This window comes from Streptomyces bikiniensis (assembly GCF_000716625.1).
Classification (GTDB): Bacteria; Actinomycetota; Actinomycetes; order Streptomycetales; family Streptomycetaceae; genus Streptomyces; species Streptomyces bikiniensis.
On record NZ_JNXJ01000008.1, the window covers coordinates 120031 to 134720 of the forward strand.

14 protein-coding genes are annotated in these 14690 nt (G+C 71.1%); 13 read left to right on the forward strand and 1 reads right to left on the reverse strand.

Features of this window, described 5'->3' with window-relative positions; translation table 11 throughout:
* The first annotated feature begins 56 nt into the window (after positions 1-56).
* Positions 57-1343: a geranylgeranyl reductase family protein gene (locus tag OO47_RS08025; protein WP_030208794.1), complete on the forward strand. Its 1287-nt coding sequence runs from the start codon at positions 57-59 to the stop codon at positions 1341-1343.
* A gap of 33 nt (positions 1344-1376) precedes the next feature.
* Complete coding sequence (locus OO47_RS08030; protein WP_030208796.1) at positions 1377-2432, forward strand: hypothetical protein; 1056 nt, start codon at positions 1377-1379, stop codon at positions 2430-2432.
* A 43-nt stretch (positions 2433-2475) separates the two neighbouring features.
* Here the strand turns inward: OO47_RS08030 and OO47_RS08035 are convergent, their stop codons facing one another.
* Complete coding sequence (locus OO47_RS08035; RefSeq protein WP_030208799.1) at positions 2476-3375, reverse strand: C40 family peptidase; 900 nt, start codon at positions 3373-3375, stop codon at positions 2476-2478.
* A 659-nt stretch (positions 3376-4034) separates the two neighbouring features.
* Here OO47_RS08035 and OO47_RS08040 point away from each other — a divergent pair.
* Genes OO47_RS08040 through nuoK form a run of 11 tightly spaced genes read left to right on the forward strand, consistent with a single transcriptional unit; the run spans position 4035 to position 14688 of the window.
* Positions 4035-4394, forward strand: coding sequence for an NADH-quinone oxidoreductase subunit A (locus tag OO47_RS08040; RefSeq protein WP_030208801.1), 360 nt, complete (start codon positions 4035-4037; stop codon positions 4392-4394).
* A gap of 17 nt (positions 4395-4411) precedes the next feature.
* Positions 4412-4966, forward strand: coding sequence for a NuoB/complex I 20 kDa subunit family protein (locus OO47_RS08045; protein WP_030208804.1), 555 nt, complete (start codon positions 4412-4414; stop codon positions 4964-4966).
* Positions 4963-5694 (forward strand): NADH-quinone oxidoreductase subunit C, encoded by a 732-nt coding sequence (locus OO47_RS08050; protein WP_030208808.1) that lies wholly within the window; start codon positions 4963-4965, stop codon positions 5692-5694. Before OO47_RS08045 ends, OO47_RS08050 begins: the two co-directional genes overlap by 4 nt.
* Positions 5691-7013 carry an NADH-quinone oxidoreductase subunit D gene (locus OO47_RS08055; RefSeq protein WP_030208811.1) on the forward strand — a complete coding sequence of 441 codons (1323 nt, stop codon included), beginning with the start codon at positions 5691-5693 and terminating at the stop codon, positions 7011-7013. The genes OO47_RS08050 and OO47_RS08055 overlap by 4 nt, the downstream gene beginning before the upstream one ends.
* Positions 7010-7750 carry an NADH-quinone oxidoreductase subunit NuoE gene (gene nuoE, locus OO47_RS08060; protein ID WP_030208812.1) on the forward strand — a complete coding sequence of 247 codons (741 nt, stop codon included), beginning with the start codon at positions 7010-7012 and terminating at the stop codon, positions 7748-7750. Before OO47_RS08055 ends, nuoE begins: the two co-directional genes overlap by 4 nt.
* Complete coding sequence (nuoF, locus tag OO47_RS08065) at positions 7750-9105, forward strand: NADH-quinone oxidoreductase subunit NuoF (RefSeq protein ID WP_030208814.1); 1356 nt, start codon at positions 7750-7752, stop codon at positions 9103-9105. The genes nuoE and nuoF overlap by 1 nt, the downstream gene beginning before the upstream one ends.
* Positions 9102-11600 (forward strand): NADH-quinone oxidoreductase subunit G, encoded by a 2499-nt coding sequence (locus tag OO47_RS08070; RefSeq protein WP_030208815.1) that lies wholly within the window; start codon positions 9102-9104, stop codon positions 11598-11600. Before nuoF ends, OO47_RS08070 begins: the two co-directional genes overlap by 4 nt.
* Positions 11597-12958, forward strand: coding sequence for an NADH-quinone oxidoreductase subunit NuoH (gene nuoH, locus OO47_RS08075; protein ID WP_030208816.1), 1362 nt, complete (start codon positions 11597-11599; stop codon positions 12956-12958). Before OO47_RS08070 ends, nuoH begins: the two co-directional genes overlap by 4 nt.
* Positions 12933-13532 (forward strand): NADH-quinone oxidoreductase subunit NuoI, encoded by a 600-nt coding sequence (gene nuoI / locus OO47_RS08080; RefSeq protein WP_030208818.1) that lies wholly within the window; start codon positions 12933-12935, stop codon positions 13530-13532. Before nuoH ends, nuoI begins: the two co-directional genes overlap by 26 nt.
* A complete protein-coding gene (locus OO47_RS08085; RefSeq protein ID WP_030208822.1) occupies positions 13529-14392 on the forward strand; it encodes an NADH-quinone oxidoreductase subunit J in 864 nt (287 codons plus the stop codon). Before nuoI ends, OO47_RS08085 begins: the two co-directional genes overlap by 4 nt.
* Positions 14389-14688 (forward strand): NADH-quinone oxidoreductase subunit NuoK, encoded by a 300-nt coding sequence (nuoK, locus tag OO47_RS08090; RefSeq protein ID WP_030208826.1) that lies wholly within the window; start codon positions 14389-14391, stop codon positions 14686-14688. The genes OO47_RS08085 and nuoK overlap by 4 nt, the downstream gene beginning before the upstream one ends.
* Positions 14689-14690 lie beyond the last annotated feature (2 nt).

Sequence of the window (14690 nt, forward strand, 5' to 3'; positions counted from 1 at the left end):
CCGCCCCGCACCTAGACTTCCCCCATCCTTCCCTCGACCCCTTAGGGAGACCCGCCGTGACCGAGCAGCCCCTCTCCGAGCACAGCGCAGATGTGATCGTCGTCGGGGCGGGCCCGGCCGGCTCGACCACCGCCTACTACCTGGCGAAGGCGGGCCTGGACGTCCTCCTCCTGGAGAAGACCGCGTTCCCCCGCGAGAAGGTCTGCGGCGACGGCCTCACCCCCCGCGCCACCAAGCAGCTCGTCGCCATGGGCATCGACATCTCCGAAGAGGCCGGCTGGCTGCGGAACAAGGGCCTGCGGATCATCGGCGGCGGCGTCCGCCTGGAGCTGGAGTGGCCGGAGCTGGCCTCGTACCCGGACTACGGACTCGTCCGCAAGCGCGACGACTTCGACGAGCAGCTGGCCCGGCAGGCGCAGAAGGCCGGCGCCCGCCTGTACGAGCGCTGCAACGTCGGCGCCCCGATCGTCGACGACCGCACGGGCCGGATCACCGGCGTCCACGCCAAGCTGGGCGAGGAGAAGCGCGAGGTCACCTTCCACGCCCCGCTGGTCGTCGCCGCCGACGGCAACTCCAGCCGCATCTCGCTCGCGATGGGCCTGCACCGGCGCGACGACCGGCCGATGGGCGTCGCCGTCCGCACGTACTTCACCACCCCCCGGCACGAGGACGACTACCTGGAGTCCTGGCTGGAGCTGTGGGACCGGCGCGGCCCGCAGGACCGGCTGCTGCCCGGCTACGGCTGGATCTTCGGCATGGGCGACGGCACCTCGAACGTCGGCCTCGGCATCCTCGACTCCTCCTCCGCGTTCAAGGAGCTGGACTGGCGCGAGGTGCTGAAGGCCTGGTGCGCGTCGATGCCGGAGGACTGGGGCTTCGTCCCGGACAACATGACGACCCCGATCCGGGGCGCCGCCCTGCCGATGGCGTTCAACCGGCAGCCGCACTACACCAAGGGCCTGCTGCTCGTCGGCGACGCGGGCGGCCTGGTCAACCCGTTCAACGGCGAGGGCATCGCGTACGCCATGGAGTCGGGCCAGATCGCGGCCGACGTCATCGTCCAGGCGCACGCGCGCGCGACCCCGGCCCAGCGCGAACTGGCCCTGCGGAACTACCCGCAGGTCCTCAAGGACACCTACGGCGGCTACTACACGCTGGGCCGCGCCTTCGTGAAGCTCATCGGCAACCCGAAGATCATGAAGATCGCGACCCAGCGCGGCCTGACCCACCCGCTCCTGATGAAGTTCACCCTGAAGATGCTGGCGAACCTCACCGACCCGACGGGCGGCGACGCGATGGACCGCATCATCAACGGCCTGTCGAAGGTCGCGCCGAAGGCCTGACGGGGGCGAAGGACGCGAGGGGCGGGCGGGAGCGTGCGGGACGACGGGGGCGAAGCGGACGACGCGGAGTTCCCGGAGTTCTACGGGGGCGACGGGGACGACGGGGACGACGGGGACGAGGGCGCCGACGAGCAGGACGGCCCCGAGGCCCTGGAGCCCGTGGCCTTCCCCGGGGGCGCGCAGGAGGACCGGGTGCTCGCGGCGGCTCTGCTCGCCGTGCGCCACACCGCGCTGCTCGCGCCCGTGGCGGCCTCGCCCTGGGTCGGCCCGGTGCGCGACGCGCTGGTCCGGGCGCACTCCACCGCCGTGGTCATGCTCCGGGAGGGGTACGGCCCCGGCGGCGAGGTCGGCGCCTTCGACATCGGGCTCACCCGCTGGATGCTGGCGGGCGCTGCCGGGCTGCCCGGGGCGGTCCGGCGGCCGGAGGCGGCCGTCGACGGGCAGCTGGAGCTGGCCCGCGCGGTCTTCGACGCCGTCGCGCACCCGGGCGACGGGGAGCGGTTCGCCGGGGCGTGTGAGCTGGCGGAGCGGCTGGCGGGACCGGCCGCGGCGGAGGAGCGCGCGCTGCGGGCCCGGGACCTCGCGGACCTCGCGGCGGCGCGGGAGGCCGGCCGGCGGCCGGACGGCGCGGCGCTGGAGGCGCGTTCGGCCGTCTTCGGCCGGGTGCGGGCGGACCGGGTGCGGGCGGAGCTGCGGGCCCGGGGGCACCGCATCGGCGAGGTGACGACCGACTTCCCGGTGACGGCGACGGCGACGGCTCCGGTGCCGGTGAGCGAGCGGGGCGCGGAAGTGGTGCGCGCGATCGTGGCGGAGATGGCGGGCCGGTTCCGGGTGTCCGAGGAGGAGGCCCGGAGGCGGGTCCTCGCGCACTTCTCGGACCTGGACCTCGCGGACGAGTCCGACATGGGGGACCTGGACCACATCGACCACCAGAAGCCGGACCAGTGGGCGGGCAGCATCTACCTGGGCCTGGAGTTCCACGAGGTGCGGTGGGACGTCGACCTGAGCACCCGGACGCCGGTGCCGGAGCAGCCGGAGCAGCCGGAAGAGCAGGAACGGCCGAAGGGCCGTCACTCCCCCGAGGAGTGACGGCCCTTCCGCGCGAGCGCACGAGCGCTGCGATCGGGAGCGCTCAGAGGATGCGCACGGCGCCCGACGGCGGGTCCCAGTCCAGGGAGCGCTCGACGACGCCGGTGGAGGAGTTCTGCGCGCCGACGTACTTGCCGCCGCCGACGTAGATCGCGACGTGGTACGAGCCGCTGCGGCTGCCCCAGTACAGGATGTCGCCCGGCTGGAGGTCGCTCAGGGAGACGGAGCTGCCCCTGCTCGACTGCTGGTACGAGATGCGGGGCAGGTCGATGCCGGCCGCGCGGTAGGCGGCCTGGACGAGGCCGGAGCAGTCCCACGAGTTGGGGCCGGTGCCGCCGGTGACGTAGGAGTCGCCGACCTGGGCGCGGGCGAAGGCCACGATCGAGGCGGCGGAGCCGCTGGGGGCCTCCGAACGGCTGCCGCTGTCCGAGGCGCGCGAGCCGCTGTCGGAGGACGACGAGGACGGGCCGCCGTCGTCCGAGGAGCTCGCGGAGGTGGTGGCGAGCTGGGTGCGCGCACGGGTGCGGGAGGCGCGCTCGGCGGCCTCCTCGGCCTCCTTGCGCTCCTTCTCGGCCTTCAGGCGGGCCTTCTCGGCGCGCTCGGCCGCGGCCTTGCGGTCCGCCTCGGCCTTGGCCTTCTTGGCCTCCTGGGCGGCCTTCTGGAAGGCGGCCTGCTCCAGGGTCTGGAGGCTCTGGTCGAGGGCCTCCTGCTGGGACGCCTCGGCGGAGGCGGCGACCGCGCTCGCGAGGTTCGTACCGGCGTCGAGCGAGCCCAGGGTGGGCATTTCGATGGTCTCGGTCACCGGCTCGGCGTTCGCCGGTCCGGCGGCACCGGCCACCGCGATGGTGCCGAGGACGCCACCGGCAACTCCGGCGCGGAGCGCGAGCTTCGAAGCGCTGCGGCGGGGCTTCCGGTGGCTGGGTATGTGAGCGGTGTGGGACATGGGAACAACCGCTATCAGGGCTTGACGGTTCCCTTCAAGAAACGTGGGTTGCGCCACAGTTACGTTCGGAACCTGTGAATCCGCTTCTGTGGCACCCTTATTGACGCCGTAACGGGCAAATCGGTCATGGGCCATCCGGGCCTTGATCACGGGTTTTCAATGAAAAGCCCGAATTGCCCGACGCCTACCACTCCTTGACACCCTTGGCCAAGCCCCCTTCTTTTCGCGCCTCGGGTCTGTGGTGCAGATCACAACGCGGCTCGTGAAAACGCGCACGTGTCCACCTGCGTACGCGCGACCCCCCGACCGGGCGACGAGCGGGTCCTTTATCACCCGGCCGCGTCCACCGCCAATTTGCCTGTAGGGGCCAGCATTTGATAGTGCGACACCCCCTCCGAACAGCGATTTCCGGTACGGATGTCACATCTGGTGATCACCTGGGCGCTTCGCGCGACAAGATCACCGCTCATCCGACTTCATGATCCTTCGTCAGGTGGTGGAGATCACAAACTACGTGCTGCACCCCGTGTCGCAGATCACAGAGGGGCAGGCATAAGATGCGGGGCAGCCGGGCTTGTGAACTGCCTCACATGGGGGCGATCTTTCACGGCGCGGCGGTGCGGTCCAACGGTCAAGGACGACTGGAAGGAGCGAGGAGCGTGAATGCGTACGCGCCCGTCCTCGTGCTCGGTGCCCTGGGTGCGGGGTTTGCGATCTTCTCCGTGGTCATGGCCACGATCATCGGGCCAAAGCGGTACAACAGGGCGAAACTGGAGGCGTACGAGTGCGGCATCGAGCCGACGCCCACGCCTGCCGGAGGCGGCCGCTTCCCGATCAAGTACTACCTGACGGCGATGCTCTTCATCGTCTTCGACATCGAGATCGTCTTCCTCTACCCCTGGGCCGTCACCTTCGACGCCCTGGGGCTTTTCGGGCTCGTGGAGATGCTGCTCTTCGTGCTCACCGTCTTCGTCGCCTACGCCTACGTGTGGCGGCGCGGCGGCCTGGAATGGGACTGAGGGGCTGAGGGGCACCTATGGGACTCGAAGAGAAACTCCCGAGCGGCTTTCTGCTGACGACGGTCGAACAGGCCGCGGGCTGGGTGCGCAAGGCGTCCGTCTTCCCCGCGACCTTCGGCCTCGCCTGCTGCGCCATCGAGATGATGACCACCGGAGCCGGCCGGTACGACCTGGCCCGCTTCGGCATGGAGGTCTTCCGCGGCTCGCCGCGCCAGGCCGACCTGATGATCGTCGCCGGCCGGGTCAGCCAGAAGATGGCGCCCGTCCTGCGGCAGGTCTACGACCAGATGCCCAACCCCAAGTGGGTCATCTCCATGGGCGTCTGCGCCTCCTCGGGCGGCATGTTCAACAACTACGCGATCGTCCAGGGCGTCGACCACATCGTCCCGGTCGACATCTACCTGCCCGGCTGCCCGCCGCGCCCCGAGATGCTGATCGACGCGATCCTCAAGCTCCACCAGAAGATCCAGACCTCCAAGCTCGGCGTGAACGCCGAGGAGGCGGCGCGCGAGGCGGAGGAGGCGGCGCTCAAGGCACTGCCGACCATCGAGTTGAAGGGTCTGCTCCGGTGAGCGACGAGACACCCAACCCCGACAAGGACCTCAGCGCGCAGAACCTGCCGGGCCAGCGCGGGGACCACGGCGAGGAGGTCCGCGTCCAGCGCGGCATGTTCGGCGCCCAGAGCGGCGGCGACACCTCCGGATACGGCGGCCTCGTCCGCTCGATCCGGCTCCCCGGCCCGGCCACCCGCCCGTACGGAGGATGGTTCGACGAGGTCGCCGACGAGCTGGAGGGCGCCCTGGAGGAACAGGGGCTGCTCCCTTCGAGCGCGATCGAGAAGACGGTCGTGGACCGCGGCGAGCTCACCTTCCACGTCGAGCGCGAGCACCTGGTCCGCACGGCCCGCACCCTGCGCGACGACCCGGCGCTCCGCTTCGAGCTCTGCACCGGCGTCTCCGGCGTGCACTACCCGCACGACAAGGGCCGCGAGCTGCACGCCGTCTACCACCTGCGCTCGCTCACCCACGGCCGGACGATCCGCCTGGAGGTCTCGGCCCCGGACACCGACCCGAGGATCCCGTCCCTCGTCGCCGTCTACCCGACGAACGACTGGCACGAGCGCGAGACGTACGACTTCTTCGGCATCGTCTTCGACGGCCACCCCGCCCTCACCCGGATCATGATGCCGGACGACTGGCAGGGCCACCCGCAGCGCAAGGACTACCCCCTCGGCGGCATCGCCGTCGAGTACAAGGGCGCCCAGATCCCGGCTCCGGACCAGCGGAGGTCGTACTCGTGACCACTCCCCATGCGTCTCCGCGAGAGACGACAGAAGGCGCCGTCTACACGGTGACCGGCGGCGACTGGGACGAGGTCGTCCGGTCCGCCGCCAAGGCCGACGACGAGCGGATCGTCGTCAACATGGGCCCCCAGCACCCGTCCACCCACGGCGTGCTCCGCCTCATCCTGGAGATCGACGGCGAGACCGTCACCGAGGCCCGCTGCGGCATCGGCTACCTCCACACCGGCATCGAGAAGAACCTCGAGTACCGGACCTGGACGCAGGGCACCACCTTCGTCACGCGCATGGACTACCTCACCTCGTTCTACAACGAGACGGCGTACTGCCTCGGCGTGGAGAAGCTCCTCGGCATCACCGACCAGATCCCGGACCGCGCCAGCGTCATCCGCGTCCTGCTCATGGAGCTCAACCGGCTCTCCTCGCACCTGGTCTGCATCGCCACCGGCGGCATGGAGCTCGGCGCCACCACGATCATGATCTACGGCTTCCGGGACCGCGAGATGATCCTGGACCTGTACGAGCTGATCACCGGCCTGCGCATGAACCACGCGTACATCCGCCCCGGCGGCCTCGCCCAGGACCTCCCGCCCGGCGCCGTCGACGCCGTGCGCGAGTTCGTGAAGACCATGAAGAAGAACCTGCCGGAGTACGACAAGCTCGCCACCGGCAACCCCATCTTCAAGGCCCGCATGCAGGACGTCGGCTACCTCGACCTCACCGGCTGCATGGCGCTCGGCGCCACCGGACCGATCCTGCGCTCCGCGGGCCTCCCGCACGACCTGCGCAAGACCGACCCGTACTGCGGCTACGAGGAGTACGACTTCGAGGTCCCCACCGCCGACACCTGCGACTCCTACGGGCGGTTCCTGATCCGCCTGGAGGAGATGCGCCAGTCGCTGCGGATCGTCGAGCAGTGCCTCGACCGCCTGGAGCCCGGCGCGGTCATGGTCGCCGACAAGAAGATCGCCTGGCCCGCGCAGCTCGCGCTCGGCACCGACGGCCTCGGCAACTCCCTCGACCACATCAAGAAGATCATGGGCACCTCCATGGAGGCCCTGATCCACCACTTCAAGCTGGTCACCGAGGGCTTCCGGGTCCCGCCCGGCCAGGCCTACGCGGCCGTCGAGTCCCCCAAGGGCGAGCTCGGCGCGCACGTCGTCTCCGACGGCGGCACCCGTCCCTACCGGGTCCACTTCCGCGACCCGTCCTTCACCAACCTCCAGGCCATGGCGGCGATGTGCGAGGGCGGCCAGGTCGCCGACGTCATCGTCGCCGTCGCCTCCATCGACCCCGTGATGGGAGGCGTCGACCGATGACCGAGCAGATCAGCCTGGGCATGCCCCAGCTCCCCGCCCCCGGCTACCCGGCGGACGTCCGCGCCCGCCTGGAGGAGGACGCGCGGGCCATCGTCGCCCGCTACCCGGACTCCCGCTCCGCGCTCCTGCCGATGCTGCACCTCGTGCAGTCCGAGGAGGGCCACGTCACCCGCACCGGCATGGCGTTCTGCGCCGACGTCCTCGGCCTCACCACCGCCGAGGTCACCGCCGTCGCCACCTTCTACACCATGTACCGGCGCAAGCCCTCCGGCGACTACCAGGTCGGCGTCTGCACCAACACCCTCTGTGCGGTCATGGGCGGCGACGCCATCTTCGAGGAGCTCAAGGAGCACCTGGGCGTCGGCAACAACGAGACCACCGAGGACGGCAAGGTCACCCTCGAACACATCGAGTGCAACGCGGCCTGCGACTTCGCGCCCGTCGTGATGGTCAACTGGGAGTTCTTCGACAACCAGACCCCCGAGTCCGCCAAGAAGATGGTGGACGACCTGCGGGCCGGACGGACCGTCGAACCCACCCGGGGCGCCCCGCTCTGCACCTTCAAGGAGACCGCCCGCATCCTCGCCGGCTTCCCCGACGAGCGCCCCGGCGCCGTCGAGGCCACCGGCGGCGCGGGCCCCGCCTCCCTCGTCGGCCTCCGACTGGCCAAGGGCGAGCAGCCGCACCGTCGAATCGTCCACCCGCGCGGCGAGACCTCCGGACAGGAGGGGGAGTGATGACCTTGGCCACCGAGATCAACAACGGCAGCAGCAGCCCCGAGAAGCTGCTCGCCCCCGTCCTCTCGGCCTTCTGGGACCAGCCCGATTCCTGGACCCTGGAGACCTACGAGCGCCACGAGGGCTACCGGGGCCTGCGCAAGGCCCTCGCGATGAGCCCCGACGACCTCATCGCGTACGTCAAGGAGTCCGGGCTCCGCGGCCGCGGCGGCGCCGGCTTCCCCACCGGCATGAAGTGGCAGTTCATCCCGCAGGGCGACGGCAAGCCGCACTACCTCGTCGTCAACGCCGACGAGTCCGAGCCCGGCACCTGCAAGGACATCCCGCTCCTCTTCGCCAACCCGCACTCCCTCATCGAGGGCATCGTGATCGCCTGCTACGCGATCCGCTCCAGCCACGCCTTCATCTACCTGCGCGGCGAGGTCGTCCCCGTCCTGCGCCGCCTCCACGAGGCCGTGCGCGAGGCCTACGCCGCCGGCTACCTCGGCCGGAACGTCCTCGGCAGCGGACTCGACCTCGAACTCACCGTGCACGCCGGCGCCGGCGCGTACATCTGCGGCGAGGAGACCGCGCTCCTCGACTCCCTCGAAGGCCGCCGCGGCCAGCCCCGGCTGCGGCCCCCCTTCCCCGCGGTCGCCGGCCTCTACGCCTGCCCCACCGTGGTGAACAACGTCGAGTCCATCGCGTCCGTTCCCGCGATCCTCAACAAGGGCAAGGACTGGTTCACCTCCATGGGCAGCGAGAAGTCCCCGGGCTTCACGCTGTACTCGCTCTCCGGGCACGTCGCCTCGCCCGGCCAGTACGAGGCCCCGCTCGGCATCACCCTGCGCCAGCTCCTCGACATGAGCGGCGGGATGCGCCCCGGCCACCGCCTCAAGTTCTGGACCCCCGGCGGCTCCTCCACCCCGATGTTCACCGACGAACACCTCGACGTGCCCCTCGACTACGAGGGCGTCGGCGCCGCCGGCTCCATGCTCGGCACCAAGGCGCTCCAGTGCTTCGACGAGACCACCTGCGTGGTCCGGGCCGTCACCCGCTGGACCGAGTTCTACGCCCACGAGTCCTGCGGCAAGTGCACGCCCTGCCGCGAGGGCACGTACTGGCTCGTCCAGCTCCTCCGCGACATCGAGGCGGGCAAGGGCGAGACGTCCGACCTGGACAAGCTCAACGACATCGCCGACAACATCAACGGCAAGTCGTTCTGCGCCCTCGGCGACGGCGCCGCCTCGCCGATCTTCTCCTCCCTGAAGTACTTCCGCGAGGAGTACGAGCAGCACATCACGGGCAAGGGCTGCCCCTTCGACCCGGCCAAGTCGACCGCCTGGGCGGACAACCACAAGGAGGTGACCGCATGACCGTCACCGAGTCCGGACCGACGGGAGGCGCCGGCCCGGCCGTGCCGCCGGAGGACCTCGTCACGCTGACCATCGACGGCATCGAGGTCTCCGTCCCCAAGGGGACCCTGGTCATCCGCGCCGCCGAACAGCTCGGCATCGAGATCCCGCGCTTCTGCGACCACCCGCTCCTCGACCCCGCCGGCGCCTGCCGCCAGTGCATCGTCGAGGTCGAGGGCCAGCGCAAGCCCATGGCCTCCTGCACCATCACGTGCACCGACGGCATGGTGGTGAAGTCGCAGCTCACCAGCCCCGTCGCCGAGAAGGCCCAGCACGGCGTGATGGAGCTGCTGCTCGTCAACCACCCGCTCGACTGCCCCGTCTGCGACAAGGGCGGCGAGTGCCCCCTGCAGAACCAGGCCATGTCCCACGGACAGGCCGAGTCCCGCTTCGAGGGCGTCAAGCGCACCTACGAGAAGCCGATCCCGATCTCCACCCAGGTCCTCCTCGACCGCGAGCGCTGCGTGCTCTGCGCCCGCTGCACCCGCTTCTCCAACCAGGTCGCGGGCGACCCGATGATCGAGCTGATCGAGCGCGGCGCGCTCCAGCAGGTCGGCACCGGCGAGGGCGACCCCTTCGAGTCGTACTTCTCCGGCAACACCATCCAGATCTGCCCGGTCGGCGCCCTCACCTCCGCCGCCTACCGCTTCCGCTCCCGCCCCTTCGACCTGGTCTCCTCGCCGTCGGTGTGCGAGCAGTGCGCGGGCGGCTGCGCCACCCGCACCGACCACCGGCGCGGCAAGGTCATGCGGCGGCTCGCCGCCGAGGACCCGGAGGTCAACGAGGAGTGGATCTGCGACAAGGGCCGCTTCGGCTTCCGGTACGCGCAAGCGCGCGACCGGCTCACCACCCCGCTCGTACGGAACCAGGCGACCGGTGAGCTGGAGCCCGCCTCCTGGCCCGAGGCCCTGGAGGCCGCCGCCCGCGGGCTCGTCCGCGGCCGCACCGGCGTCCTGGCCGGCGGCAGGCTGACCGTCGAGGACTCCTACGCGTACGCCAAGTTCGCCCGGGTCGCCCTCGACACCAACGACGTCGACTTCCGGGCCCGGGTCCACTCCGGCGAGGAGGCCGACTTCCTGGCCTCCGCCGTCGCCGGCCGGGGACGGGACCTGGACGGCAGCGGAGTCACGTACACCTCGCTCGAAGCCGCCCCGGCCGTGCTCCTCGTCGGCCTGGAGTCCGAGGAGGAGGCCCCCGGCGTCTTCCTGCGGCTCCGCAAGGCCTGGCGCAAGCGCGGCCAGAAGACCTACGCCGTCGCCGCCTTCGCCACCCGGGGCCTGGAGAAGGCCGGCGGCACCCTGCTGCCCGCCGCCCCCGGCACCGAGACCGAATGGCTCGACGCCCTCACCTCCCGGGTCGGCCTCACCGGTGACGGGCTCGCCGCCGCCGAGGCCCTGCGCCAGGAGGGCGCCGTCCTCGCCGTCGGCGAACGCCTCGCGGGCGTGCCCGGCGCGCTCACCGCCGCCCTGCGCGCCGCCACCGCCACCGGCGCCCGGCTCGTCTGGATCCCGCGCCGCTCCGGCGAACGCGGCGCCGTCGAGGCGGGCGCGCTGCCCTCGCTGCTCCCCGGCGGCCGGCCCGCGACCCACCCCCGCGCGCGCGAGGAGGTCGCCGCCGCCTGGGGCCTGCGCGAGCTCCCCGCCCGCTACGGCCGCGACACCGGCCAGATCGTCGAGGCCGCCGCCACCGGCGAACTCGCCGCCCTGCTCGTCGGCGGCGTCGAGGTCGCCGACCTGCCGGACCCGGCACGCGCGCGCGAAGCGCTCGACGCGGCCTTCGTCGTCTCCCTGGAGCTGCGGCCCGGCGAGGTCACCGACCGCGCCGACGTCGTCCTTCCGGTCGCCGCCGTCGCCGAGAAGCCCGGCACTTTCCTCAACTGGGAGGGCAGGGCCCGGCTGTTCGAGGCCGCGCTCAAGCCGGAGCAGATGACCCGGCCGCTTGCCCCGACCGACACCCGCGTCCTGCACATGCTGGCCGACGCCCTCGACGCCCACCTGGGCCTGCCCGACCTCAGGGCCGTACGGCGGGAGCTGGACCGGCTCGGCGGCTGGGCCCACGAGCGGGCCACCGAGCCCACCGAGCCCGGCCGGCCCGCGCCCCGCACCGGCGACGGCGAGGCCGTCCTCGCCGGACACCGGCTCCTGCTCGACCTCGGCCGCCTCCAGGAGGGCGACACCGCCCTCGCCGGCACCCGGCACGCGGCCGTCGCCCGGCTCTCCGCCGCCACCGCCGCCGACACCGGCGTCAAGGACGGCGACGTCCTGGAGGTCACGGGCCCGGCCGGGTCCACCGCCCTCCCGCTCCTGGTCACCGAGATGCCCGACCGCGTCGTCTGGCTCCCGCTGAACTCGACCGGGCACGGCGTCCTCTCCGACACCGGCGCCCGCCCGGGCGACCTGGTCCGCATCGGCCCGGCGGCCCCGCGCCCCGCCGACGTCACGGAGGTGCAGGCATGAGCGTGCCGCTCGCCGCTGAAGACCTGTCCATGTTCGGCACGGACCCCTGGTGGCTCGTGGCGCTCAAGGCCGTCTTCTGCTTCGCCTTCCTGATGGTGACCGTGCTCTTCTCCATCGTGTGGGAGCGCAAGGTCGTCGCCTGGATGCAGCTGCGCGTCGGCCCCAACCGGCACGGCCCCTGGGGCCTCCTCCAGTCCCTCGCGGACGGCATCAAGCTGATGCTCAAGGAGGACGTGATCGTCAGGAGGGCCGACAAGGTCGTCTACGTCCTCGCCCCGGTCGTCGCCGCGATCCCCGCCTTCATGGCGATCGCCGTGATCCCCTTCGGCCCGGCGGGCAACGAGGTCTCGATCTTCGGCCACCGCACCACGATGCAGCTCACCGACCTGCCGATCGCGATGCTGTACGTCCTCGCGGTCGCCTCCGTCGGCATCTACGGCATCGTCCTCGCCGGCTGGTCCTCCGGCTCCACGTACCCCCTCCTCGGCGGACTGCGCTCCTGCGCGCAGATGATCTCCTACGAGATCGCCATGGGCGCGGCCTTCGCCTCCGTCTTCCTCTACTCCGGGTCGATGTCGACCTCGGCGATCGTCGAGGCGCAGGCGGACCGCTGGTTCGTGATCCTGCTTCCGGTCTCGTTCATCATCTACGTCGTCACCATGGTCGGCGAGACCAACCGCGCCCCCTTCGACATGCCGGAGTCCGAGGGCGACCTCGTCGGCGGCTTCAACACCGAGTACTCGTCCATCAAGTTCGCGATGTTCATGCTCGCCGAGTACGTGAACATGGTGACGGTCTCGGCCGTGACGGTGACCCTCTTCCTGGGCGGCTGGCGGGCCCCGTACCCCGTCTCCACCTTCTGGGAGGGCGCGAACCACGGCTGGTGGCCGATGCTCTGGTTCGTGATCAAGGTGCAGCTGCTGCTGTTCTTCTTCATCTGGCTGCGCGGCACCCTGCCCCGCGTCCGCTACGACCAGCTGATGAAGCTCGGCTGGAAGGTCCTCATCCCGGTCTCCGTGGTCTGGCTGATGCTGGTCGCCACCGTCCGGGCGCTGCGCAACGAGAACATCGCGTTCACGAACATCGTCCTGTACGTGGCCGGGGCCGTGCTCGCCCTGCTCCTCCTCTCCTTCGTGGTGGACCTCTTCCGCGACCGGAAGGCGAAGGCGGCGGCGCCCGCGCCCGAGGAGGAGCGCGCCTTCGACCCGATGGCCGGAGGCTTCCCCGTACCGCCCAAGCCCGGACAGTCCCTGCCGCCCGTGCCCCGGCGCAGGTCACGGCACCAGCGGGACCTCGTTGTCAGTGGCGCCCCCGATACTGCTACTGCGAGTGATGGAAAGGAGACGGACGGTGTCTGACTTCCAGAATCCGGTGGCCGGCTTCGGCGTGACCTTCAAGGCCATGTTCAAGAAGCGGCTGACCGAGCAGTACCCGGAGCAGCAGAAGACGACGGCGCCCCGCTTCCACGGCCGGCACCAGCTCAACCGCCACCCGGACGGCCTGGAGAAGTGCGTCGGCTGCGAGCTGTGCGCCTGGGCCTGTCCCGCCGACGCCATCTACGTGGAGGGCGCGGACAACACGGACGAGGAGCGCTACTCGCCCGGCGAGCGCTACGGCCGCGTCTACCAGATCAACTACGCCCGCTGCATCCTGTGCGGCCTGTGCGTCGAGGCCTGCCCCACGCGCGCGCTGACGATGACCAACGAGTTCGAACTGGCCGACTCCTCCCGGGCGAACCTGATCTACACCAAGGAGCAGCTCCTCGCCGGCCTGGAGGAGGAGATGGTCGACACCCCGCACGCCATCTTCCCGGGCATGGACGAGCAGGACTACTACCGGGGCCTGGTCACCGGGGCCGCGCCCGGCACCGTCCGCCAGACCGCCACCTCCAAGGGGGAGAAGGACGACGCCGACGAGGAGGTGGACGCGTGAGCGCGCACCTCGCGGCGTACGCGACCTCCACCGGCGAGGCCGTCCAGTTCTGGGTCCTCGGCACCGTCGCCGTGATCGGCGCGCTGTGCACGATCCTGATGCGCAGGGCCGTCCACTCCGCGCTCTGCCTCGCCGGGACCATGATCATCCTGGCGGTCTTCTACCTGGCCAACGGCGCGTACTTCCTCGGCGTCGTCCAGATCGTCGTCTACACCGGCGCGATCATGATGCTGTTCCTCTTCGTCGTCATGCTGGTCGGCGTCACGGCCGCGGACTCGCTGAAGGAGACCATCAAGGGCCAGCGCTGGTGGGCCGTCGCCTGCGGCCTCGGCTTCGGGATCCTGCTCTCCGCCGGCATCGGGAACGCCTCGCTCACCGAGTTCGCCGGCCTCGGCGCCGCGAACGGCGCGCGCGGCGGAAACGTCGAGGGCCTGGCCGCCCTCATCTTCACCAAGTACGTCTTCGCCTTCGAGATCACCGGCGCGCTCCTCATCACCGCCTCCGTCGGCGCGATGGTCCTCACCCACCGAGAGCGCACCGAACGCGCCCGCACCCAGCGCGAGCTCGCCGAGCAGCGCGTGCGCGAGGGCAAGCACGTGCCGCCGCTGCCCGCGCCCGGCGTCTACGCCCGGCACAACGCCGTGGACGTCCCGGGCCTGCTGCCCGACGGCACCCCGGCGGAGCTCACCGTCATGGGGACCCTGCGCAAGCGGGGCCAGATCCGGGACGTGTCCGCCGAGGCCATGGCCGACCTCAAGGCCCTGGAGCAGCGCTCCGAGGAACGGCTCGGCCGGGACCGGGACGCGCGCGACCAGGACGCCTTCGGCCGGGACCGGGACGAAGAGGAGGCCAACCGGTGAATCCCGTCAACTACCTGTACCTCTCCGCCCTGCTGTTCACCATCGGCGCGGCCGGGGTGCTGATCCGGCGCAACGCGATCGTGGTCTTCATGTGCGTGGAGCTGATGCTCAACGCCTGCAACCTCGCGTTCGTCACCTTCTCCCGCATGCACGGCAACCTCGACGGACAGATCGTCGCCTTCTTCACGATGGTCGTCGCCGCCGCGGAGGTCGTCGTCGGGCTCGCGATCATCGTGTCCGTCTTCCGTGCCCGCCACTCGGCCTCGGTCGACGACGCAAGCCTGATGAAGCTGTGAGG

Excerpts from the sequence above, each read along its gene's own strand:
- OO47_RS08035 (WP_030208799.1), bottom strand. The coding sequence starts at position 3,375 with ATGTCCCACACCGCTCACATACCCAGCCACCGGAAGCCCCGCCGCAGC.
- OO47_RS08045 (WP_030208804.1), top strand. The coding sequence starts at position 4,412 with ATGGGACTCGAAGAGAAACTCCCGAGCGGCTTTCTGCTGACGACGGTC.
- nuoE (WP_030208812.1), top strand. The coding sequence starts at position 7,010 with ATGACCGAGCAGATCAGCCTGGGCATGCCCCAGCTCCCCGCCCCCGGC.
- nuoF (WP_030208814.1), top strand. The coding sequence starts at position 7,750 with ATGACCTTGGCCACCGAGATCAACAACGGCAGCAGCAGCCCCGAGAAG.
- OO47_RS08070 (WP_030208815.1), top strand. The coding sequence starts at position 9,102 with ATGACCGTCACCGAGTCCGGACCGACGGGAGGCGCCGGCCCGGCCGTG.
- nuoH (WP_030208816.1), top strand. The coding sequence starts at position 11,597 with ATGAGCGTGCCGCTCGCCGCTGAAGACCTGTCCATGTTCGGCACGGAC.
- nuoI (WP_030208818.1), top strand. The coding sequence starts at position 12,933 with ATGGAAAGGAGACGGACGGTGTCTGACTTCCAGAATCCGGTGGCCGGC.